The 20,023-nt window shown below is 71.6% G+C and carries 22 protein-coding genes; 8 read left to right on the forward strand and 14 right to left on the reverse strand.

Going from position 1 to position 20,023, the window contains the following annotated elements; all coding sequences use genetic code 11:
• Positions 1-62 precede the first annotated feature (62 nt).
• Positions 63-1,118, reverse strand: a complete 1,056-nt coding sequence (locus AS97_RS38960; RefSeq protein WP_086710985.1) for an NAD(P)-dependent oxidoreductase — start codon at positions 1,116-1,118, stop codon at positions 63-65.
• A 73-nt stretch (positions 1,119-1,191) separates the two neighbouring features.
• Positions 1,192-1,386 carry a hypothetical protein gene (locus tag AS97_RS38965; protein WP_210566551.1) on the reverse strand — a complete coding sequence of 65 codons (195 nt, stop codon included), beginning with the start codon at positions 1,384-1,386 and terminating at the stop codon, positions 1,192-1,194.
• Here AS97_RS38965 and AS97_RS38970 point away from each other — a divergent pair.
• Genes AS97_RS38970 through AS97_RS38990 form a run of 5 tightly spaced genes read left to right on the forward strand, consistent with a single transcriptional unit; the run spans position 1,385 to position 5,863 of the window.
• Positions 1,385-2,932 carry an ATP-binding protein gene (locus AS97_RS38970; protein ID WP_210566552.1) on the forward strand — a complete coding sequence of 516 codons (1,548 nt, stop codon included), beginning with the start codon at positions 1,385-1,387 and terminating at the stop codon, positions 2,930-2,932. The two genes, AS97_RS38965 and AS97_RS38970, sit on opposite strands and share 2 nt — an antisense overlap.
• 4 nt (positions 2,933-2,936) lie before the next feature.
• Positions 2,937-3,344, forward strand: coding sequence for a roadblock/LC7 domain-containing protein (locus AS97_RS38975; RefSeq protein ID WP_106685666.1), 408 nt, complete (start codon positions 2,937-2,939; stop codon positions 3,342-3,344).
• On the forward strand, positions 3,341-3,703 hold the full coding sequence (locus AS97_RS38980; RefSeq protein WP_210566553.1) for a DUF742 domain-containing protein: 363 nt from the start codon (positions 3,341-3,343) through the stop codon (positions 3,701-3,703). The genes AS97_RS38975 and AS97_RS38980 overlap by 4 nt, the downstream gene beginning before the upstream one ends.
• Positions 3,684-4,406 carry an ATP/GTP-binding protein gene (locus tag AS97_RS38985; RefSeq protein WP_247204627.1) on the forward strand — a complete coding sequence of 241 codons (723 nt, stop codon included), beginning with the start codon at positions 3,684-3,686 and terminating at the stop codon, positions 4,404-4,406. The genes AS97_RS38980 and AS97_RS38985 overlap by 20 nt, the downstream gene beginning before the upstream one ends.
• A complete protein-coding gene (locus AS97_RS38990; protein ID WP_086707794.1) occupies positions 4,403-5,863 on the forward strand; it encodes a cytochrome P450 in 1,461 nt (486 codons plus the stop codon). Before AS97_RS38985 ends, AS97_RS38990 begins: the two co-directional genes overlap by 4 nt.
• A gap of 21 nt (positions 5,864-5,884) precedes the next feature.
• Here AS97_RS38990 and AS97_RS38995 read toward each other — a convergent pair whose 3' ends face one another.
• The 5 genes from AS97_RS38995 to AS97_RS39015 form a co-directional block, all read right to left on the reverse strand.
• The gene (locus AS97_RS38995; RefSeq protein ID WP_165449210.1) at positions 5,885-6,040 is read right to left on the reverse strand and encodes a hypothetical protein; all 156 of its coding nucleotides are present in this window, start codon (positions 6,038-6,040) and stop codon (positions 5,885-5,887) included.
• A gap of 117 nt (positions 6,041-6,157) precedes the next feature.
• Positions 6,158-7,108, reverse strand: a complete 951-nt coding sequence (locus tag AS97_RS39000; RefSeq protein ID WP_059146184.1) for a cytochrome c oxidase assembly protein — start codon at positions 7,106-7,108, stop codon at positions 6,158-6,160.
• Between the two features lie 73 nt (positions 7,109-7,181).
• Positions 7,182-8,207, reverse strand: a complete 1,026-nt coding sequence (locus AS97_RS39005) for a 6-phosphofructokinase (protein WP_086707791.1) — start codon at positions 8,205-8,207, stop codon at positions 7,182-7,184.
• Positions 8,208-8,406: 199 nt separating this feature from the next.
• Positions 8,407-9,135 carry a glutamine amidotransferase gene (locus tag AS97_RS39010; RefSeq protein WP_059146182.1) on the reverse strand — a complete coding sequence of 243 codons (729 nt, stop codon included), beginning with the start codon at positions 9,133-9,135 and terminating at the stop codon, positions 8,407-8,409.
• Positions 9,136-9,167: 32 nt separating this feature from the next.
• Entirely contained in the window at positions 9,168-10,406 is a 1,239-nt protein-coding gene (locus AS97_RS39015; RefSeq protein ID WP_059146181.1) for a MurT ligase domain-containing protein, read from the reverse strand.
• Between the two features lie 186 nt (positions 10,407-10,592).
• Between AS97_RS39015 and def the strand changes: the two genes are divergently transcribed.
• On the forward strand, positions 10,593-11,150 hold the full coding sequence (def, locus tag AS97_RS39020; protein WP_059146180.1) for a peptide deformylase: 558 nt from the start codon (positions 10,593-10,595) through the stop codon (positions 11,148-11,150).
• Between the two features lie 47 nt (positions 11,151-11,197).
• On the opposite strand, the gene AS97_RS39025 is transcribed toward def, so the two are convergent.
• Complete coding sequence (locus AS97_RS39025) at positions 11,198-11,854, reverse strand: TetR family transcriptional regulator (RefSeq protein ID WP_059146179.1); 657 nt, start codon at positions 11,852-11,854, stop codon at positions 11,198-11,200.
• A 192-nt stretch (positions 11,855-12,046) separates the two neighbouring features.
• Here AS97_RS39025 and AS97_RS39030 point away from each other — a divergent pair, with 192 nt between their 5' ends.
• Positions 12,047-13,273 carry an acyl-CoA dehydrogenase family protein gene (locus AS97_RS39030; RefSeq protein WP_059146178.1) on the forward strand — a complete coding sequence of 409 codons (1,227 nt, stop codon included), beginning with the start codon at positions 12,047-12,049 and terminating at the stop codon, positions 13,271-13,273.
• Between the two features lie 152 nt (positions 13,274-13,425).
• Here the strand turns inward: AS97_RS39030 and uppS are convergent, their stop codons facing one another.
• The 5 genes from uppS to AS97_RS39055 form a co-directional block, all read right to left on the reverse strand.
• A complete protein-coding gene (gene uppS, locus AS97_RS39035; protein WP_079059556.1) occupies positions 13,426-14,235 on the reverse strand; it encodes a polyprenyl diphosphate synthase in 810 nt (269 codons plus the stop codon).
• Between the two features lie 104 nt (positions 14,236-14,339).
• Positions 14,340-15,152: an SAM-dependent methyltransferase gene (locus AS97_RS39040; protein WP_086707785.1), complete on the reverse strand. Its 813-nt coding sequence runs from the start codon at positions 15,150-15,152 to the stop codon at positions 14,340-14,342.
• A 65-nt stretch (positions 15,153-15,217) separates the two neighbouring features.
• On the reverse strand, positions 15,218-15,823 hold the full coding sequence (locus AS97_RS39045) for a hypothetical protein (protein WP_059146176.1): 606 nt from the start codon (positions 15,821-15,823) through the stop codon (positions 15,218-15,220).
• A 172-nt stretch (positions 15,824-15,995) separates the two neighbouring features.
• Positions 15,996-16,235 (reverse strand): DUF397 domain-containing protein, encoded by a 240-nt coding sequence (locus AS97_RS39050; protein ID WP_014056733.1) that lies wholly within the window; start codon positions 16,233-16,235, stop codon positions 15,996-15,998.
• Position 16,236: 1 nt separating this feature from the next.
• Positions 16,237-17,103, reverse strand: a complete 867-nt coding sequence (locus AS97_RS39055) for a helix-turn-helix transcriptional regulator (protein ID WP_059146175.1) — start codon at positions 17,101-17,103, stop codon at positions 16,237-16,239.
• A 278-nt stretch (positions 17,104-17,381) separates the two neighbouring features.
• On the opposite strand from AS97_RS39055, the gene AS97_RS39060 reads away from it, so the two are divergent.
• A complete protein-coding gene (locus tag AS97_RS39060) occupies positions 17,382-18,785 on the forward strand; it encodes a hypothetical protein (protein ID WP_059146174.1) in 1,404 nt (467 codons plus the stop codon).
• Between the two features lie 115 nt (positions 18,786-18,900).
• Here the strand turns inward: AS97_RS39060 and AS97_RS39065 are convergent, their stop codons facing one another.
• Positions 18,901-19,725 (reverse strand): SDR family oxidoreductase, encoded by an 825-nt coding sequence (locus tag AS97_RS39065; RefSeq protein ID WP_312847013.1) that lies wholly within the window; start codon positions 19,723-19,725, stop codon positions 18,901-18,903.
• Positions 19,726-20,023 lie beyond the last annotated feature (298 nt).

Raw genomic sequence — 20,023 nt, forward strand, 5'->3', positions numbered from 1 at the left:
TGTGGTGAAGGGCCGGGCCCGTGCGTTCCCCGCACGGGCCCGGCGCCGTTTTCCCCGAGTGATCAGGACGCGTGTCCGCCGCTCCGCAGCCACGCGTCCTCGGCCGCGTAGTCGAACAGATCGGCCATCGGGTCGTACGCGGCCGCCATATCGGGGAAGGCGGTGCGCCAGTCCGGGATGGCCGCCAGCCGATCCGCCAGCCAGGCGACGGTCGTCGGCAGCGATTCCAGGTAGCCGGTCACCGGGCGGTAGCCCAACTCCCGTTCGGCGGCGGACATGTCGTAGACCAGCGGATGGGCCAGGCTCCAGGGAGTGCTGCCGATATGCGGATGCGGCGGCTCCCCGTCGATCAGCACCAGCTCGCCGCGCACCCCCAGCACCGCGTCCACGGCGGTGGCGATGTCGGCGACCGTGGGGGCCTGCGGATCGCCCGCGTTGAGCACCCGTGAACCGGGCCGGTGGGCGGCCAGCCGCACCAGCTCCGCGATGTTGTCGACATGCACCGGATGGAACCGGCTGCGGCCGCCGTACGCCAGGATGCGCACCGGCCGCCCGTCCAGCGCCCGTTTGACGAAGTACAGCTCACGGGGCGTACGGCAGTGCGGGCCGTGGATCGCCCCCGCGCGCAGCAGGGTTGTCGGCAGCCGGTCCCCGGCGGCCAGCAGCTCCCGCTCCAGCGCGACCTTCCGGCTGCCGTAGCCCTCGCTTGGCGGGACGGTCCGCTGGGACTCGGGGAGCGGCACCGGATAGCGCGGGGCGCCGTCCGGCCGGTCCTGGGTCCCGAAGCCCCGGCCCTGGTCGTCCTCGTACACCGCTCCGGTGGAGATCACCACCGCCGATCCGACGCGGTCCGCGAGCCCCAGCAACTGCCGTGCGTGCGCCTGTCCGTAGGCGACGCAGTCCAGCACCACATCGCAGCCGTCCCCGATCAGCGCGGCCACCGCGGCGTCGTCGTCCCGGTCCACCGCCACACTCACCACGGACGCGGGCCAGCTCTCGTCGCGGCCCCCGCCGCGCGAGGCGGCCCGCACCCGCCATCCCTCGGCCGCGAGCGCGCGCACCGCCGCCCGGCCGATCTGCCCCGTCGCCCCGATCACACATGCGCTGCCAGTGGTCATGCCGGGACGCTACGGCCCCGGGCGCCACGCTGCCCAGACTCCTTCGCCACGAGCAGATTCGCCCGTGGCGCGATCATTCACGGTCAAACGGTGAGTATAAAATGATCGCTTTTTCGCGCTCTATGAATTCGCCGTGATGCATTTCGAAGAAAAAGGCATATTCGATTCGCGCGTCGGCGAAACCGCTAAGCTCCAGGGCCCATGACGGGCTGGCTCGCCGCCCGCATTTCGCACGCATTTTCTCTCCGCTGTTTTTAAGGATGTCCATGGTTTTCGCCGGCACCTCATCCGGAGGCCGACGGCCCGCCTCCACGCTCGTATGGGTCATCCCTCCCGCCGCGATGGCCTTCTGCGCGGCCCTGGCCGTCGTCGTGGTCCCGTCCGGCGCGCGGGCCACGGTCGCCTGGTGCGGGGTGGCGGCGACGTTCGCGGTGGCCCTGGCGGCGGCCGAGGCGATGCGCCGCGGCCGGCTGATCACCACGCTGCGCACCCGGCTCACGGCCCAGGAGACCGAGCTGCGGCAGCGCCTGGTGGACCAGGAGACGGCGATCCGGCGGCTGGCCCGGGAGCTGCTGCCGGTGGCGGTGACCCGGCTGCAGCGCGGCGCCATGGTGGACGAGGCGATGCGGGCCATCGACCACGCGCCCCGCCTCGACCCGGACTTCGACGCCACCCACGAGCTTCTGCTGCGGTCGGTGCTGGAAACCGTACGGGCCGAGGAGGACCTCAGGGACGCGGGCCAGCGGGCCTTCGTCAACATCGCCCGCCGGGTGCAGGCCATCGTCCACCAACAGGCCCAGGACATGCGGGAGATGGAGGACAAGCACGGCGCCGACCCGGATGTCTTCGAGGACCTGCTCCACCTGGACCACGGCAACGCCCTCATCGGCCGGCTGGCGGACTCCATCGCGGTCCTGGGCGGCCAGCGCCCGGGCCGACAGTGGCAGAAGGAGGTGCCGCTGTTCAACGTCTGCCGCGGCGCCATGTCCCGCATCCTCGAATACGAGCGGGTGGATCTGCACTCGGTGGCGGACGTCGCCATCGTCGGACCCTCGGTGGAGCCGCTGATCCACGCCCTCGCCGAACTGCTGGACAACGCCACCCGCTACTCGCCGCCCAAGACCCGGGTGCATCTGACCGCGATCGAGGTCCAGTCCGGGGTCGCGATCGAGATCGAGGACGCCGGGGTGGGCCTGTCGGAGGAGGCGCGCCGACGCACCGACGCCGTGCTGGTCCAGGCGGCGACCGGACTCGACCTCAACGACCTGGGCGAGACACCGCGGCTCGGTCTGGCCGTGGTCGGCCGGCTCGCCGTGAAGTACCGGTTCCAGGTCTCGCTGCGGCCCTCGGCGTACGGCGGGGTGCGCGCGGTGCTGGTCGTACCGCAGGACATCATCTGCCCCACCCCCGCCCCCGGCGGCGCGATCGCCCGCGCGGCCAAACTGCCCCCGCCCAAGCCCATCAAGCGGGCCACGCCCCTGCCGTCGCCCACCCGCACCAGCCCGATCGCCCAGGGCCGCCCCGGCCCCGGCTTCCGGCAGAACGGCGCCGGACTCCCGCAGCGCCGCCGCCGAATGCCGATGGTCACCCCGCCCATCAGGGTCGACTCCGGACCCCCGGCCACGCCTCCCGCGCCCCGCGAACCGGCCGGGCCGCCCGTACAGCCGGGGATCTGGCTGGACGCCTTCACCAAGGGGCTCAACGGCGAGCCGATCCCGGCGGTCGACGCCGGTACCGCCGCACCGGACACCCGGCAATCCCCCAGCACCCCGGATACCTCGAACACCCCGCTCCCGTCGGACAAGGATGAGTAGGCAAGTGACGCAACCGCGGTTCAACATGGACTGGATGCTCCGGGACCTGGCCTCCAGCGTTCCGCAGACCCGCCACGTGGTCCTGCTGTCCTCGGACGGCCTGTGCATGGCCCAGGTCGGTACGGACAAGGACACCGCCGACCGGCTGGCCGCCGCCTGCGCCGGGCTGCAGAGCCTCTCCGGTGCGATCGCCACCGAATTCCCCGAGGGGGACGGGCGGATGCGGCTGGTCGTCATCGAGGTCGACGGCGGCTTCTTCTATCTGATGGCGGCCGGCGTCAGCTCGTATCTGGCGGTGCTCGCCGAGGACAGCGTGGACGCCGGGCTGATGGGCCAGTGCATGAGAGACCTGGTCGCACGGCTCGGCGAACACCTCAGCAGTCCGCCGCGCGTCGACGGACGGGTGACATGAGCGAGTCCGGCAAGGCGTGGGACGAGGGCGGCCCCGAGCGGCTCTACACCGTCAGCCGGGGCCGCGCCCCCCACGAGCCCCGGCAGTGGCCCGTCGAACTCGTCAGCCTGATCGTGGCGCGCGCCGAACCGGAGCCGGGGATGGCCCCCGAGACCGCCGCCGTGCTGAGGATGTGCCCGTTTCCCCTGTCGGTGGCGGAGATCTCCGCGTATCTGGTCCTGCCCGTCTCCACTGTCACCGTGATCCTCGCGGAGCTGCTGGGGGACGGCCGGGTGGAGGTCAGGGCGCCGGTCCCGGCAGCCGTGCTGCCCGACCCCGAACTGCTGCAGGCGGTGATGCATGGACTACAGAAACTCTGAGGAACGCGAGGAACACGAGGAACGCGAGGAACGCGAGGAACGCGAGGAACGCGAGGAACGCGAGGAACGCGAGGAATACGAGGAAGCCGAGGAATCCGGGGAAATCGTCGGACCGCGCAGCGAGGACACCCTCCCGGCCTCCGCGGCGGCCGCCGTCAAGGTGGTGATCGTCGGAGGCTTCGGGGTCGGCAAGACGACCATGGTCGGCTCGGTGAGCGAGATCCGCCCGCTGACCACCGAGGAGACCATGACCCAGGCCGGGGTCGGCGTCGACGACATCGCCGGGATCGAGCGCAAGACCGAGACCACCGTCGCGATGGACTTCGGCCGGATCAGCCTCAACGAACGGCTGGTGCTCTATCTGTTCGGCACCCCCGGCCAGGAGCGGTTCTGGTTCCTGTGGAACGGCCTCTTCGAGGGCGCCCTCGGCGCCGTGGTCCTGATCGACACCCGCCGGCTGGAGGTCAGCTTCGACGCGGTCGGGCGGCTGGAGGAGCGCGGTGTGCCCTTCGTGGTCGCGGTCAATGTGTTCCCCGAGGCCCCCGTCCACCCCATGGCGGAGCTGCGCGCCGCCATGGACCTGCCCGACTCCGTCCCGATGATCGACTGCGATGCCCGCGACCGGGCCTCCAGCCGCGACACCCTCCTCACCCTCGTGCGCCATCTGCGATCCCTTCACACCGTGACCCCGGAGACACCGTGACCTCTCATCCCGACGACCCCGGCACCGGGACGGCCGACCTGCCGCCCACCCGGTGCCCCGTCCGCCCCGCGCTCTCCGACGCCGGTCTGGTGGACCTCCTCGGGCCCGAGAACGAGAAGGACCCGATGGGCCTGTACGAGCGGCTGCGGGCCGAGCACGGCCCGGTGGCCCCGATCGTGCTCGACGGTGGCATACCGGCCTGGCTGCTGCTGGGCTACCGCGAGAACCTGGAGGTCTCCCGCACCCCCTCCCGCTTCTCCCGCGACTCCCGCCACTGGCACGCCTGGAAGGACGGTCGGGTCACCGCCGACTCGCCCCTGCTGCCGGTGGTCGGATGGCAGCCCATGTGCACCTTCGCCGACGGCGACGAGCACGAGCGGCTGCGGGCCGCGCTCACCGAGTCCATGGGGCGCCTGGACCGGCGGGGCATCCGCCGCCACGTCACCCGCTTCACCCATCAGCTGGTCAACGACTTCTGCGCCGACGGGGGCGCCGAACTGGTCACCGCCTTCGCCCAGCAGCTGCCCATGCTCGTCCTCACCCAACTCCTCGGCATGCCCGACGAGTACGGCCCGCGGCTGGTCGAGGCCACCCGGGACCTGATGAAGGGCACCGAGACGGCCCTGCGCAGCGACGCGTATGTCACCGACGCCCTCCAGGGCCTGGTGGACCGCAAGCGCGCCGACCCCGGTGAGGATCTGGCGTCCTGGCTGCTGGCCCACCCCTCCGGCCTCACCGAGGAGGAGGTGGTCCAGCATCTGCGGCTGGTGCTGCTCACCGGCAATGAGACCACCACCAATCTGATGGCCAACACGCTGCGCATGGTCCTCACCGACCCGCGCTTCCGCGCCTCCCTGGCCGGTGGCCATATGACCCTGCCGGACGCCATCGAGCATGTGCTGTGGAACGAGCCCCCGCTCACCGTCGTCCCCGGCCGCTGGGCCACCGGGGACACCGAACTGGGCGGTCAGCGGATCAAGGCCGGGGACATGCTGCTGCTGGGGTTGGCCGCCGGAAACGTGGACCCGGCCATCCGCCCCGACATCGCCGCGCCGATGTACGGCAACCGGTCCCATCTCGCCTTCAGCGGCGGCCCCCATGAATGCCCGGGGCAGGACATCGGCCGCGCCATCACGGACACCGCCATCGACACCCTGCTGCTGCGGCTGCCCGATCTGCGGCTGGCCGTCGACGAGTCCGAGCTGACCTGGCTCTCGTCCTGGATCTCCCGCCATCTCGTGGCGCTGCCGACGGAGTTCATGCCCCGCCGCCCCGAGTCGGAGAGCACGGGGGACCCCTCCGCGACTCTCTTCGCCCCTCGGCCGCGCCGGTTGCCCGAGGACGAGGCCCCGGAAGCGGCCACCGAGGGGCCTGAGGCGACGGCTCCCGGGCGCGTCCCGTGGTGGGTGGCGTTATGGCGGTGGCTGCTGGGCAGGCCCTCGGGATCCGCTCCGTAGGGATGGCGGCGGCCCCGCCGCTCAGCCCCGGGCCACCACGACCCCCACGGTCAGCAGGCCGAGCACCACCCAGCTGAACCACAGCCAGCCGTTGCTCCCCAGGGCCACGGTGTAGGCCGTCACCAGCACCAGGCCCCCCACCGTGGCCACCGTCATCGTCTTAGCGGATCCGGGCATCCCCGACCTCCTCACGGCGGTCCTGACGCCCCTTCGCCAGGACCCGGGCCCTCAGGGCCCGGGTCCATGGTCTCGCGGTCGGGGGCCCCGCCGCTAGCAGGCTGCAGGGCCCCGCGCTCAGCGGCTCCGGGACTGGAGCGAGGCCAGATAGGCGTTGTACGCCGCGAGCTCCTGGTCGCCGTCCCGGTCCGCGGTGCGGTCGATGCGCCGGGCCTGGCGCTGCTCGGACTTGTACCACTGGTAGACCAGCGCCACCAGGACGATCACCGACGGGATCTCGCTGAAGGCCCAGGCGATCCCGCCCGCCCAGGTCTGGTCCGACAGCGCGTCGATGCCCAGCGAGGCGGGCGGATGCTCGTACACGCCGACCATCGGCTCGGACGCCATCATCAGCGCGATGCCGAAGAACGCGTGGAACGGCATGCCCGCGAACAGCTCCAGCATCCGCATCACATAGCCGGGCCGGTGCGGGCCCGGGTCCACGCCCATGATCGGCCAGAAGAAGACCAGGCCCACCGCGAGGAAGTGGACCATCATCGCGATATGCCCGGCCTTGCTCCCCATCAGGAAGTCGAAGAGCGAGGTGAAGTACAGCGCGTACAGGCTCGCGATGAACAGCGGGATGGTGAACGCCGGGTGGCTGATGATCCGCATATAGCGGCTGTGCAACAGCGTGACCAGCAGCTCCCGGGGCCCCTTGCGGCCGCGCCCGGCCGCCGGGAGGGCGCGCAGGGTCAGCGTGACCGGCGCGCCCAGCAGCAGCAGGATTGGCGACACCATGCTGATGATCATGTGCTGCACCATATGGACGCTGAACATGACCATGCCGTAGTCGTTCAGCTTGGTGCACATCGCGACCGCGATGGTCAGCACCCCGAGCCCGAAGGAGACCAGGCGCCCCACCGGCCAGGCGTCACCGCGCCGCCACAGCCGTGCCACGCCCCAGCCGTACAGCCCGAGCGCCAGCACACAGCCGACCAGGAAGAACGGATCGCCGCCGAATTCCAACCCGCGAGCGAGGGTGAACGGCGGCAGATCCATCATCATGCCGTGCCCGCCGTGATCCATCGACTATCCCCGGCCTTCCTGCTTCTACCCGGTGCGCACCAAATGTGCCCGCACCAGCGTAGAACCCGTCAGGTCACAGCACGCACTCGGCCTCGGCATACCGCTCGGCGGGGACCGTCTTCAGCCGCTCCACGGCCGCCGCGAGCGGCACCAGGCCGATGTCCGTGCCGCGCAGCGCCGTGATCGTGCCGAAGGCGCCGCGGTGGGCCGCCTCGACGGCGTGCCAGCCGAAGCGGGTGGCCAGCACCCTGTCGTACGCCGTCGGGGTGCCACCGCGCTGCACATGGCCCAGGATGACCGCCCGCGCCTCCTTGCCGAGCCGCCGCTCCAGCTCGACGGAGAGGTGGCCCGCGATGCCCGCGAAGCGCTCGTGGCCGTAGACGTCCTTGCCGCCGGCCTCGTAGTCCATCGTGCCCTCGCGCGGCTTGGCGCCCTCGGCCACCACCACGATCGCGAACTTCTTGCCCGCCGCGAACCGCGCCCCGACGGTCTTGGCGAGCTCCTCGATGTCGAACGGGCGCTCCGGGACGACGATGGCGTGGGCGCCCGCGGCCATGCCCGAGTGCAGCGCGATCCAGCCGGTGTGCCGCCCCATGACCTCGACGATCAGCACCCGCTGATGGGACTCCGCGGTGGTCTTGAGCCGGTCCAGGGCCTCGGTGGCGACCCCGACCGCGGTGTCGAAGCCGAAGGTCACATCGGTGGAGGCGATGTCGTTGTCGATGGTCTTGGGCACGCCGACGATCGGCAGCCCGGCGTCCGAGAGCAGCCGGGCGGCCTTGAGCGTGCCCTCCCCGCCGATGGGGATGACCGCGTCCAGGCCGAGCTCCGCCACATGCCCCTTGGCCCGCTCCACGCCGTCCCGCAGATGCTCCGGGCGCACCCGGGTGGAGCCGAGGATGGTGCCGCCGAGGGCCAGGATGCCGCCCACGGCGTCCAGGTCGAGCTTGCGGTAGTCGGCCTCCAGCAGGCCCTTCCAGCCGTCGTGGAAGCCGATCACCTCATCCCCGTGGTCGACGGTGGCGCGGTGGACGATTGACCTGATGACCGCGTTCAGGCCGGGGCAGTCGCCGCCGGACGTGAGCACACCAATGCGCATGGCACGCATACCTCTGTCTGAGCTGGGGGCCGACGGCCGGACCGCGTCGTCCGGCGGGACCCCGCCACCTTACAAGCGGCCGGGCGGCGGGGGCGCGGTCGTCCGTCGGATGTCCGCCATGCGGGCACCCTTCGCCCGGGTGGCGGCGAAGTGGCGCCCGAGCGGCGTCCGAGTGGCGCTCGGGCGAGCGGGCCGTGGCTCAGGCGGGCTGGGACGCCGCCGCGATCCGCTCGTTGCGCAGCGCCTCGTACCACTGGTCGTTGACCGGCGGCAGCGCGTTCACATCGAGGGCCAGCTTCAGCAGATGGTCCGCGATATGAGGGTTGCGGGCCATCACCGGGCCGTGCATGTACGTCCCGAAAACGGTGTCGTTGTAGGCGCCCTCGAAACCGTCGCCCGTGCCGTTGCCGTTGCCGAACCGGACCCGGGCGAAGGGGCGGGCCGTCGGGCCGAGGTGGGTGACGCCCTGGTGGTTCTCGAAGCCGGTCAGCGGGGGCAGCCCGAGCCGCTCGTCGATGTCGGCCAGCACGTCCCCGACGCACCGGGCGCCCTCGCCGCGGGTGCTCACCACGTCCAGCAGCCCCAGGCCCTGCTGGCGCTGCCCGAGGTCGTTGATGAACTCATGGCCGAGGATCTGGTACCCGGCGCACACCGAGAAGACGATCGCCCCGTTGGCGACCGCGCGGCTCAGCCCGCCGTCCCGGATCAGCCGCTCGGCGGCGAGCCGCTGCGGACGGTCCTCGCCGCCGCCGATCAGATAGACGTCCCCGGAGGTGGGGATCTGCTGGTCGGAGCGGACGTCCAGCCGGGAGACGTCCAGCCCGCGCTGCCGTGCCCGGCGCTCCACCACCAGGACGTTGCCCTGGTCGCCGTACGTGCTCAGCAGGTCGGGGTAGACCCACACCAGACGCAGGCCGTTCTGGCTCATGCTACGCATCTTCGTGCCTCTCGTACGGGGGGTCAGTTGCCGACCCGGCGGCGCAGGTCCTGGAACGCGGTGTAGTTGGCGATCGTCTCGATGCGGCCGGGCGGGGAGATCCGCACCGCCTCGTCCGCGTCCGCGCAGACCCGGAAGTCCAGCCCGGCGACCTCCAGGCGCACCGCGAGGTCCAGCTTACGGTCGCCGATCACGCAGATCGGGTGACCGGCGAGCCGGGTGTAGTCCACGTCCCACAGCCAGGAGGTGTCGGTGCCGTCGGCGCCGCGGGCGTTCACCGAGAGGATCACCGGGGTGGGCGGCGGGTCGATCAGCGAGAAGGTCTCCAGCCAGCCGGCCGGGTTCTTCGCCAGCAGCAGCCGCATCTGGCGCTCCTGGAAGGTGACCACGTCATACCGGCCGGCCACGGCCTGGACCTGGTACATCCGCTCCAGCGCGACCTGCGGGGGCACCCCGAAGGCGGCGGCGACGGCGGCCGAGGTGGCCGCGTTGGCCTTGTTGGCACGGCCGGGGAGCTGGAGGTGGATCGGCCAGGCCGCGCCGTGCGGATCCAGGACGTAGTCGCCGTTCAGCGCCCAGCTGGGGATCGGACGGCGGAAGCCGCACTCCGCGCAGACCCAGTCGTCGCCGGGGCGCTGCAGCACACCGCCGCAGGACGGGCAGGACCAGGCGTCGTCCTTCCACTCCTGCCCGGCGGCGACCCACACCACATTGGGGCTGGAGGAGGCGGCCCAGACGATCAGCGGGTCGTCGGCGTTGGCGATCACGATCGCCTTGGTGCCGGTCAGGCCCTCGCGCCACTTCTCGGCGAGCATCCGGGTCTCGGCGGCGCGGTCGAGCTGGTCACGGGAGAGGTTGAGGAGCGCGATGGCCTTGGGCTCGGTGTCGCGTGCCACACCGGCGAGGTACTTCTCGTCGACCTCGATGACGCCGTAGCGGGCGTCGGAGCCGCCGGCCAGGGCCGAGGTGATACCGGCCGGCATATTGGCGCCCAGCGCGTTGGAGACGACCGGACCGGCCGCCCGCAGCGCCTCGGCGATGAGCCGGGTGGTCGTGGTCTTGCCGTTGGTCGCCGACACCAGGATCACGTCCAGGTGCTGTGCCAGCCTGCTGAGCAGATCAGGGTCGAGGCGCAGGGCCACCTTGCCGCCGATCACCGATCCGCTGCCGCGGCCCGCGGCCTTGGACACCGCCGCCGCGGCCCTGCCCGCCGTCACGGCCAGCTTGGCACGTGGCGACAGCGGCTCTGAGTTGCCTGCCATCGTCTCTCGATCCTCCTCGCATACCGGCGCCGCACCTGCCCCCCGAGGCGCCGGTGGTACGCCCCCTCCGCGCCGCATCGCCAGCCGGGAGGCCACGGTCGGGTAGCAGCCTATCGAGATCCGGCGGCTGTCCCGAATTCCGTCACCCGCGCAGGACACTTCCCCGGCCCCGTAGGCTTGGCTGCCATGCGACATGGCGTGATACCGGGCAGCCGCGGAGCGGTGCGGCCCATGCGGTTCCTCGGCGATCCGGGGCTGCGCGCGCCGTGCGCGGAGGTCACGGCGTTCGACGCCGACCTCGCCCTGCTGATCGAGGACATGTACGCCACGATGTACGCGGCGCACGGGGTGGGGCTCGCCGCCAATCAGATCGGTGTGGGGCTGCGGGTCTTCGTCTTCGACTGTCCGGACGACGAGGACCACCGCCATCTGGGGCATGTCGTCAACCCCCGGCTGGCCGCGGCCGACGGGGTGACGGTGCGTGGGCCGGAGGGCTGTCTGTCGCTGCCGGGCATCGAGGCGGGCACCCCCCGCTACGACCGTGCGGTGATCGAGGGCGTGACGATGACCGGGCAGCCGGTGCGGATCGAGGGCACGGGCTTCTTCGCACGCTGTCTGCAGCACGAGTGCGACCATCTGGACGGCGGGCTGTTCCTCGACCGGCTTTCCGGGCTGCGGCGGCGCAGGGTGCTGCGGGCGGTCCGCCGGGCGCCCTGGGCGGCGTCGGACGACGCCGGGGCGTAGGGCCGCTGAGGCCGGATCGCGGCGGGGTGCGGGCGGATGCCGGGGGCTCAGAAGCCCGGTGCGCCGACCCGGTCGTCAGCCAGCGACAGCCGTCCCCACAGCAGATCGGTGAGATGGTGCACCAACTGGCCGCGTGCGCACGGGCGGTCGCGCAGCCACCAGTCACCGGCCGCGTGCATCATGCCGACGATCCCGTGGCCCCAGACCCGGGCCACCTCGTCGCCACCGGGTCCCAGATCCAGCCGCTCGGCGATCACGGTGGCGAGCTCCTCGCCGAGCCTGCGCAGCAGCGGGGCGGAGTGGTGGCCGACGTCGAAGCCGTGCTCGGGCTCCTGCTGGCCGTGGTCGGCCGGGTGCATCAGGAAGCGGTACACCTGGGGTCGCGCCTCGATCGCCGCCAGATAGGTGTCCAGCGTGGCCTCCACGCGGTGCCGGCGGTCCTCGGCGGGCGCGTCCAGGGCCGCGCGCAGCGAGGCGAGCAGGGCGTCGGTGTGGCGCTTGGCGAGCGCGCGGTACAGGCCGCCCTTGTCGCCGAAGTGGCGGTAGAGAATGGGCTTGGTGATGCCCGCTTCGGCGGCGATGGCGTTCATCGAAGCTTCTGGTCCGTCGCGCAGCACCACCCGGTCCGCGGCCTCCAGCAGCTCCTTGCGCCGTTGCTGGGCCGTCGTCCGCTGGTCGTCCCGCTGGCTGGTCCCGGTCCGCATGCGTTGCCTCCCCGCCCCCGATGTCGTACTCGCGCTCTCGCGCCTCGCGTTTCCCGGCGCGATCGCGCTCCGCGCTCTGCGCAACGTAACACCCGCGGGGGCCGCGGGGCCCGCGCGCCCGGGGGAGTTGACATCGTCTACTGGGCGGTAACAGACTGCGGTTACCGCAGGTAATAAGCACGTGGAGGGGTCATGGCGGAGTTCTCGTTCGAGCTCGACGACGATCAGAAGGCGGTGCGCGACTGGATCCACGGCTTCGCCGCGGACGTCATGCGCCCGGCCGCCGCCGAATGGGACGAGCGCGAGGAGACCCCCTGGCCGATTATCCAGGAGGCCGCCAAGATCGGCCTGTACTCCCTGGACTTCTACGCCCAGCAGTACTTCGACCCCACCGGCCTCGGCATCCCCATGACCATGGAGGAGCTGTTCTGGGGCGACGCGGGCATCGCGCTGTCCATCGTCGGCACCGGCCTCGCCGCCGTCGGCGTCCTCGCCAACGGTACCGAGGAGCAGATCGGCACCTGGATCCCGCAGATGTACGGCGACCCGGACGACGTGAAGGTGGCCGCCTTCTGCTCCTCCGAGCCCGACGCCGGCTCCGACGTCGGCTCGATGCGCACCCGTGCCGTCTACGACGAGGCCAAGGACGAATGGGTGCTGGGCGGCACCAAGACGTGGGCCACCAACGGCGGTATCGCCAATGTCCATGTGGTGGTCGCGGTCGTCGACCCCGAAGTCGGCTCCAAGGGCCACGCGTCGTTCATCATCCCGCCGGGCACCCCCGGTCTGTCTCAGGGGCAGAAGTTCAAGAAGCACGGCATCCGCGCCTCGCACACCGCCGAGGTGGTCCTCGATCAGGTGCGGGTGCCCGGCAGCTGCCTGCTCGGGGGCAAGGAGAAGCTGGACGAACGCCTCGCGCGCGCCCGGGAGCGGGCCAGGACGGGCGGGGAGCGGCTGAAGAACGCCGCCATGGCCACCTTCGAGGCGTCCCGCCCGGCCGTCGGCGCCATGGCGGTCGGCACCGCCCGCGCCGCGTACGAGGTCGCGCTCGACTACGCCAAGACCCGGCAGCAGTTCGGCCGCCCCATCATCGACAACCAGGGCGTCGCCTTCCAGCTCGCCGACATGCGCACGCGGATCGACGCCGCGCGACTGATGGTGTGGCGCGCGTCCTGGATGGCCGTGACCGGCAAGCCCTTCGACTCGGCCGAGGGCTCCATGTCCAAGCTGTTCGCCAGCGAGACCGCCAAGGAGGTCACCGCCCAGGCGGTGCAGATCCTCGGCGGCAACGGCTTCACCCGCGAGTACCCGGTCGAGCGGATGCACCGCGACGCCGCGATCTACACCATCTTCGAGGGCACCAGCGAGATCCAGCGCCTGGTCATCGCCCGCACCCTCTCCGGCGTCCAGATCCGCTGAGCAGATCGGCGGAAGTCGGCTGCGGTGCGGAAGGCGCCCTGAAGAGGCGCGGGGCTGTGCCGATGTGCGGCTCCGCCGCGGCTGTGTCGATGTGCGCGGCTGCGCCGCGTGGGAGACCGGCCACGACGGCGCCGCAGGCGATCGACAACAGGTCAGACCCCCGCGCCGAAGCGCCGCTTCCGAGCGGCGAACGCGGCCAGCAGTGCGCGGAGCTCCTCACCGGTGAAGTCGGGCCACAGGGTGTCCACGAAGAAGAGCTCCGCGTAGGCCGCCCGCCAGAGCATGAAGTTGGAGATGCGCTGCTCCCCGGAGGTGCGCACCAGCATGTCGATGTCCGGCAGATCGGCATGCGGCAGATGGCGGGTGAACAGGGCCTCGTCGATGAGCCCGGGGTCCAGCGCGCCGTCCGCCGAGGCGCGGGCCAGACAGGTGGCGACGTGGGCGATCTCCTCCCGGCCGCCGTGGTTGAAGCAGAAGGCCAGCGTCATCACGCGGTTGTCGCACGTCTCGGCCTCCGCGCGGCGCAGCGCGGCCAGCGTGGCCCCGGGGAGCCGGGCCTCCGAGCCCAGCCAGCGCAGCCGCACCCCCCGCTCGCCGTAGCCCCGGAAGACGTCCGCGAGCTGGGCGGTGAGCCGCATCAGGGCGGCCACCTCGCCGCGCGGGCGGTTCCAGTTCTCGGTGGAGAAGAAGAACAGCGACAGATGTTCGATGCCCTCTTCCAGGGCCGTGTCCACCACCCGTGGCAGCGCCAGCACCCCCGCCTGATGGCCCCGGGTGCGGGAGAGGCCGCGCAGGGCGGCCCAGCGGCCGTTGCCGTCCATGATGATGGCCAGGTGCCGCGGCCGCCCCGGTGACTCGTCCTGGGGGCCGCGGCGTTGCCGTACGACGGCGGGCGCACCTTCGATCGACGCCCGCAGCAGCCGCTTGACGGAGGGCACTCTCCAGGCTCTGACCTCGAACACCCGCGCGTCCCTCCGCCTAGCTTCCCGGCGCCGTGTCTGACGACGCGACGGGGGCGGGGGTTACCTCCCCGGTGGCCGAACCATTCGTTTGGTCGTCACGGCCGTCACGGCTTGCGGGCCACGCCCCCGTGGACATCGGTGGCCTCGATGTCCGTCTCGGAGGGGCCCGGCCGCCACAGCGGACACGACACGATACCGGGCTCGATCAGCTCCAGACCCTCGTAGAAGCGGCTGATCTGCGCCACGCTGCGCAGCACGTACGGAACGGCGCCGGTGTCGTCGTAGCCCTGCTGTGCCTCCTGGAGCGCCTGGTCGGTGTCGGTGCTGTCGTAGTGCACGAAGTAGCTGCCGGACGGTAAGGCGTCCTGCAGCCGCCGCACGACCGACACCGCCTCGTCGTAGTTCTGGATGTGGCCGAGGATGCCCATCAGCATCAGGGCGATGGGCCGGTCGAAGTCGAGCGTCTTCGCGGCGGCCTCCAGGATCCGCTCGGGCTCGTGGAGATCGGCGTCGATGTAGTCGGTCACCCCCTCCCGGGTGCTGGTGAGCAGCGCCTGGGCGTGCCGGAGCACCAGGGGGTCGTTGTCCACGTAGACGATGCGGGCCTCGGGCGCCACCCGCTGGGCGACCTGGTGGGTGTTGTCGTAGGTGGGCAGCCCGGTGCCGATGTCCAGGAACTGCCGGATCCCGCAGTCGCCCGCCACATGGGTGACGGTGCGGATGAGGTACGCGCGCGAGGCCCGGGCCATGGTCTCGATGTTCGGGGCGACCTCCCGGTACTCGTCACCGGCGATCCGGTCGACCTCGTAGTTGTCCTTGCCGCCCATCCAGTAGTTCCAGATCCGGGCCGAATGCGGCACCGTGGTGTCGATCTTGTTCACGGCCTGCTGGTCCGGGGTGGACGAGCCGTCTGTCATGGAGCCATCTCCTGCCGTGCGTGTGCGGTTTGCAGGGCACCAACCTAGGGCCGGTGCCGGGGAGTTCAGCGACGCTGGGCGCAGCACGGCACGGGGGAGCGGATGCGGGGGAGGGGCCGGGCGAACGAGGACACCGGGGGCTCGGGCGCCGCCTCGCCGTGACCCGGATCCGGATCCGGGCCATCGTCCGCGACCGGCTGCTCCTCGACGGTGAGGACCGGGGCGTGCTCGGCGAGCGTGGAGAAGGCGTGGTCATAGCCGGTCACCGCGGCCTCGATCTCCGCGAGGGCCGCCGCCGAGGCGCCGCGCGCGGCCAGCCGGTCCTCCAGTACCGGCACCGGGGCCGTCACATGGACGAAGGCGCCGTGGCGCTCGGCCACCGCCTCGGCGAAGTCGAACGCCTGAATCCAGGTCACCCGGGAGTGGCCATGGCGCAGCGGCCCGTAGACGAGTTCGCCGACCAGCCCGGCATCGACGGCGAGTGCCCCGCCGTGCAGGAGGAGTTCGCGGTACGGCCGGACCGGGTCGACATGGGGGAGGTCGGGGGAGGCGCGGGTGACGGTGTAGCCGTGCCGGCGGGCGAGCCCGGCCAGCAGCGCGTCCCTGCCGACGCCGTCGCAGCCCTCGACGATCAGTGTGCGGTGCTGTGCCACCGAGTGGTCGAGGTTCATTTCCGGCATCCCGTCGGTCCCATAGCTCTCAGCTCTGCGAGGGGGACGACGCCGCCGCCCGCCACGGCGTCTTCAGTGTGCGTGGCGGGACGGCGGGGACGGGAGTGCGGTGCGGGGTTGTGCGGTTGTGCGGGCGTAGTGGTTTTCGAGGGGTCGCCCGTGCGTGGCCCCGCTACGCGATGAGGAAGTCCGCTTCGCCGGACTTCGCCGCCTCCAGGAAGGACGCCACCTCCGAGCGGGTGTAGATCAGCGCGGGCCCGGCCGGGTCGGTGGACTGGCGCAGGGCGACCCGCCCGTCCGGCAGCCGCTTGGCCTCGATGCAGGTGCCGCCGTTGGACCCGCTCCAGGGCTTCTCCCAGCCCTCCGTGCCCAGGTCCGTGGCCGGCATTCCGCTGTAGACGGGGTCGTGCATCTCAGTGCTCCTTACGCAGTTCGGCCAGGATGGTGCTGGAGTCGCCGATCCGCTCGGCCTGGACCGCCATCCGGTCCAGGACCTCGAGATAGGCGACGACTTCGGCCGGCTTGTCCACATAGACCGCCCCGGTGAGGCTCTCCGTGTAGACGACGTCCGGCAGTTCGGAGAATCCGAAGCGGAAGTAGTGGAAGGGGCCGAAGGCCCCGGGGTGCGGCCCCGCCGCGAACCGCATGATCTGCAGCCTGACCTTGGGAATCTCCAAGGTGTCGATCAAGTGGTCGATCTGGTCGCGCATCACCCGCGAGCCGCCCACCGGGCGGCGCAGCACCGTCTCGTCGAGGATGGCCCAGATGGTCGGCGCGTCCGACTTGGTGAGCAGCTCCTGGCGCTGGACGCGCAGGGCGATCCGGCGCTCCAGCTCCTCCTCGGTGTCATGGGGGAAGCCCATGCGCAGCACCGCTCGGGCGTAGTCCTCAGTCTGGAGCAGCCCGGGGACGTAGTGGGGCTCGTACGCCCGGATGACGGAGGCCTCACTCTCCAGGCTGACGTAAGCGCTGAACCAGTCCGGAAGCACATCGCGGAACTGATGCCACCAGCCCGGCTGGTTGGCCTCCCGCGCCAGGGCGAGGAAGTCCTCCATCTCCGGGCCGCGGACGCCGTAGTTCCGCAGCAGCTCCTTGAGATACGGAATCTTGAGACCGACTTCCGCCTTCTCCATCCTGCGCACGGTCAGCGGGGTGACCTCGATGGCTTTCGCGGCTTCCTCGAACGACACCTTCGCCCGCTCGCGCAGATGCCGCAGGCGCTTGCCGAGGACTCTGCGCAAGACGGTGGGGGCGGCGCCGGCCGGCCGTGCCTCGCTCACGTCCCGCCTCCCGGAGGAATGGCTGTCATATGCCTGCACAGTGTGCCACGCGTCGGATGACACTGACAGAGCGAGTCGATCGGTTTGAAATTATCAGAACGATGGTTGCGGGGTGATGGCTTCACCACGCATAGTGAGCACGTGACCCATCTCACCCTCTATGGCGAGGGCTCCCAACCACCTATGTCCACAACGTCGTTGAGGTGCCCGGCCAGATGGTCGGCGCCGAGCGATGGGGAACCCGCAGATCGCCGTGGCTCGAAACAGGGACGGTCACGGTGACGCATCACGCACAGCCGGTAAGCGGGCGCCAAGGCGCCGTGGTCAACGTCGGGTTGGCCGCGGCTCTGAAGGAATCCGGGTGTTCCTACGCCTCATTGGCCCTGCGGGTCAATGAACTGGGCCGTAGGCAGGGGCGCGAGTCGAACTACGACAAGGCGTCCGTCACCCGCTGGCTGCAAGGCGGACAGCCGCGCGGCACCACGCCGGAGCTGATCGCCGCCGTGCTCTCCCACCGGCTCGGCAGGCCCGTGGCCCCCGCCGAGCTGGGGTTCATCTCCGACCGACAGCGCCCGGTCGTGGCCCGCGCGCTGGCCTACCGGGAGGACGTAGCAGAAACCTTGCACACGCTCGCCGAACTCGGCTCCACCGACATATCCCGCCGCAGCCTGCTGGGTGCGGTGCCCTTCGTCGCCGGCGCACTGGTGACCCCGCAGCGCGAATGGCTGCTGTGGATGGTCGAGAACCAGGACACCGCCCGGCTCGCACCCGCGGCCGAAGGCGGCCGCGTCGAACAGGTCCACGCGGCGATCAACATGTTCGACGAGATGGACAATCGCTTCGGCGGCGGCCAGGTCCGCGCCAGCATCGTGCTCTATCTGTCGACCGAGGTCGTCCCCATGCTCCAGCAGCGCGGCGCGCCCCCCCAGGAGCGGCGCCAGCTGTTCACCGCCGCCGCCAAGCTGGCCGCCATGGCCGGCTGGAGCAGCTATGACAACGCCGAATACGGCCTGGCCCAGCGCTATATGACCCAGGCGCTGCGGCTGTGCGCCGAGGGCGGCGACCGGGTCCTGGGCGGTCAGATCCTGGCCGGCCTGTCCCATCTGGCGACCAACCTGGGCCAGCCCGAGGCGGGGGTCGAGTTGGCCCGGGTCGGTGTCGCCACGGCCAAGCACGCCGGAAGCCCGCTCGGGCTGATGCGGCTGCACGCCATGGCCGCCCGGGGCTACGCCGCCCTGGACCAGCCCCGGGAGGCGTCCAAGTCGCTGCGCGCGGCCGACGCCCAGCTGGAGGCCAGCCAGGGTCCCGAGCAGGAGTCGCCCTGGGTGCGCTTCCTCGACCACCACTATCTGGCGGCCGAGGCGGCGCTGTGCTTCCGCGATCTGGGCAACGCCGCCGAGGCCGAGCACGCCGCCGCCGAATCCGTGCGCGCCAACGCCGACCGGCGCCGGCGCCAGGCCATCAGCAGATCCGTGCTGGCGACGTCCTATCTCCAGCAGAACCGGCTGGACGAGGCCGTCGGCACCGCGGGCGAGGCGCTGGACACGCTCAGCGGGGTGCACAGCGAGCGCTCGATCCAGGCGCTGCGCGACTTCCGCAGCCGGTTGCGGCCACACCGCGGGGAGCCCATGGTCCGGGAGTTCGAGCAGCGCTCCCGGACGGTGCTCGGCGTGGCCGCCTGAGGCTTCGGGCCCCGGGGCTCCGCCCCGCCCGGTGCCTCGGCGAAGTCTCCGGCCGCTCCGCGTGAGCGGCCGGTGACGTGTCCGGAGCGCCTCCGCTCGGGGGAGCGCCGGGGGGTCAATACCCTCCCGGCGTGGGGGCGTTCTGGGCTCGGTCGACGGGCAGATGCGCACCGGAGATCCCGCTCGCGGCGTCCGAGAGCAGGAACGCCACGACCTGGGCGACCTCCCGCGGGGTGACCAGTTCACCGCGTGGCAGCTCGGCCGTGAACCGGGCGTATGCCTCGGGCTCTTCGGTGCGCATCCGGTCCCACCGCTTCCCGGGGATCAGCATGGACCCCGGGGAAACGGCGTTCACCCGGATCCCGTCCGGGCCCAGCTCGCGGGCGAGCGAGGCCGCGAGATGGATCTGGGCGGCCTTGGCCGCCCCGTACTGCGCCTGGGGTCCCGGCTTCCAGCCGGAGATGGAGGCGATCACGACCACGGAGCCGCCGCCCGCGCGGCGCAGATGCGGCACCGCGGCCTTCACCAGCCGTGCCGTATGACCCACGTTCATCTCCCAGGTCAGTGACCAGTCCCGGGGGTCGGCGTCCTCGATGCCGCGGCCGCGGGCGCCACCGGCGCAGGCCACCACGCCGTCCAGACCGCTGAAACGTATCCCCGCCGCGTCGACGAATTCCTCCAGCAGCCCCGGCTCGGTGACATCCAGCGCACGGGTGAACAACTCCTCATGGCCCTCGGCGCTCAGGGACGCGGTGAGGGCCCGCAGATCCTCCGGCGTCCGCGCACACGTGGCCAATCGCGCCCCACCGGCGGCCAGTAGCCGTACGATCTGTTCACCCAGCCCCCGGGAGCCGCCGGTCACCAGGACCCGTTTGGCGTCCACACCGGACCGTTCCCCCGGGCCGAGCCGCCCCTCGCGGCCGTCGCTCACGCTTGCCACGTCCGGACCGTACAGCCCGAACCACTACGCCCGTACAACCGGACAACCCCCATGCCCTCTCGCCCACCGGCCGGTCCAACCGTTTGTCTACAGGAACGGCGACCGACGGCGCTTTGCGCTGCCTTCGAAGGAGGAACCATGCCGGTATCCGGCACTCACCGCGACCGGGCCGTCTCCGTCCGTGGCAGCCGGTCCAGGCGGGTCGGGTGGGGTGTGCGCACCACCTGTCACCAGCTCAGATGCCAGGCGGTCGGTCGCCAGAATGCGCTTACCCGCTCACCGGGGCATCAATCGCTCC

This window comes from Streptomyces sp. AgN23, from assembly GCF_001598115.1.
GTDB classification, from domain to species: domain Bacteria; phylum Actinomycetota; class Actinomycetes; order Streptomycetales; family Streptomycetaceae; genus Streptomyces; species Streptomyces antimycoticus.

Coding starts and splice junctions, on each gene's coding strand:
- AS97_RS39050 (WP_014056733.1), bottom strand. CDS start 16,235: ATGCACGACCCCGTCTACAGCGGAATGCCGGCCACGGACCTGGGCACG.
- AS97_RS39045 (WP_059146176.1), bottom strand. CDS start 15,823: ATGAACCTCGACCACTCGGTGGCACAGCACCGCACACTGATCGTCGAG.
- AS97_RS39030 (WP_059146178.1), top strand. CDS start 12,047: ATGGCGGAGTTCTCGTTCGAGCTCGACGACGATCAGAAGGCGGTGCGC.
- AS97_RS38960 (WP_086710985.1), bottom strand. CDS start 1,118: ATGACCACTGGCAGCGCATGTGTGATCGGGGCGACGGGGCAGATCGGC.
- AS97_RS38970 (WP_210566552.1), top strand. CDS start 1,385: ATGGTTTTCGCCGGCACCTCATCCGGAGGCCGACGGCCCGCCTCCACG.
- AS97_RS38985 (WP_247204627.1), top strand. CDS start 3,684: ATGGACTACAGAAACTCTGAGGAACGCGAGGAACACGAGGAACGCGAG.
- AS97_RS39000 (WP_059146184.1), bottom strand. CDS start 7,108: ATGGATCACGGCGGGCACGGCATGATGATGGATCTGCCGCCGTTCACC.
- AS97_RS39005 (WP_086707791.1), bottom strand. CDS start 8,207: ATGCGCATTGGTGTGCTCACGTCCGGCGGCGACTGCCCCGGCCTGAAC.
- AS97_RS39025 (WP_059146179.1), bottom strand. CDS start 11,854: ATGCGGACCGGGACCAGCCAGCGGGACGACCAGCGGACGACGGCCCAG.
- def (WP_059146180.1), top strand. CDS start 10,593: ATGCGACATGGCGTGATACCGGGCAGCCGCGGAGCGGTGCGGCCCATG.
- AS97_RS38995 (WP_165449210.1), bottom strand. CDS start 6,040: ATGCCCGGATCCGCTAAGACGATGACGGTGGCCACGGTGGGGGGCCTG.
- AS97_RS39010 (WP_059146182.1), bottom strand. CDS start 9,135: ATGAGCCAGAACGGCCTGCGTCTGGTGTGGGTCTACCCCGACCTGCTG.
- AS97_RS39015 (WP_059146181.1), bottom strand. CDS start 10,406: ATGGCAGGCAACTCAGAGCCGCTGTCGCCACGTGCCAAGCTGGCCGTG.
- AS97_RS38980 (WP_210566553.1), top strand. CDS start 3,341: ATGAGCGAGTCCGGCAAGGCGTGGGACGAGGGCGGCCCCGAGCGGCTC.
- AS97_RS38965 (WP_210566551.1), bottom strand. CDS start 1,386: ATGGACATCCTTAAAAACAGCGGAGAGAAAATGCGTGCGAAATGCGGG.
- AS97_RS39040 (WP_086707785.1), bottom strand. CDS start 15,152: ATGACAGACGGCTCGTCCACCCCGGACCAGCAGGCCGTGAACAAGATC.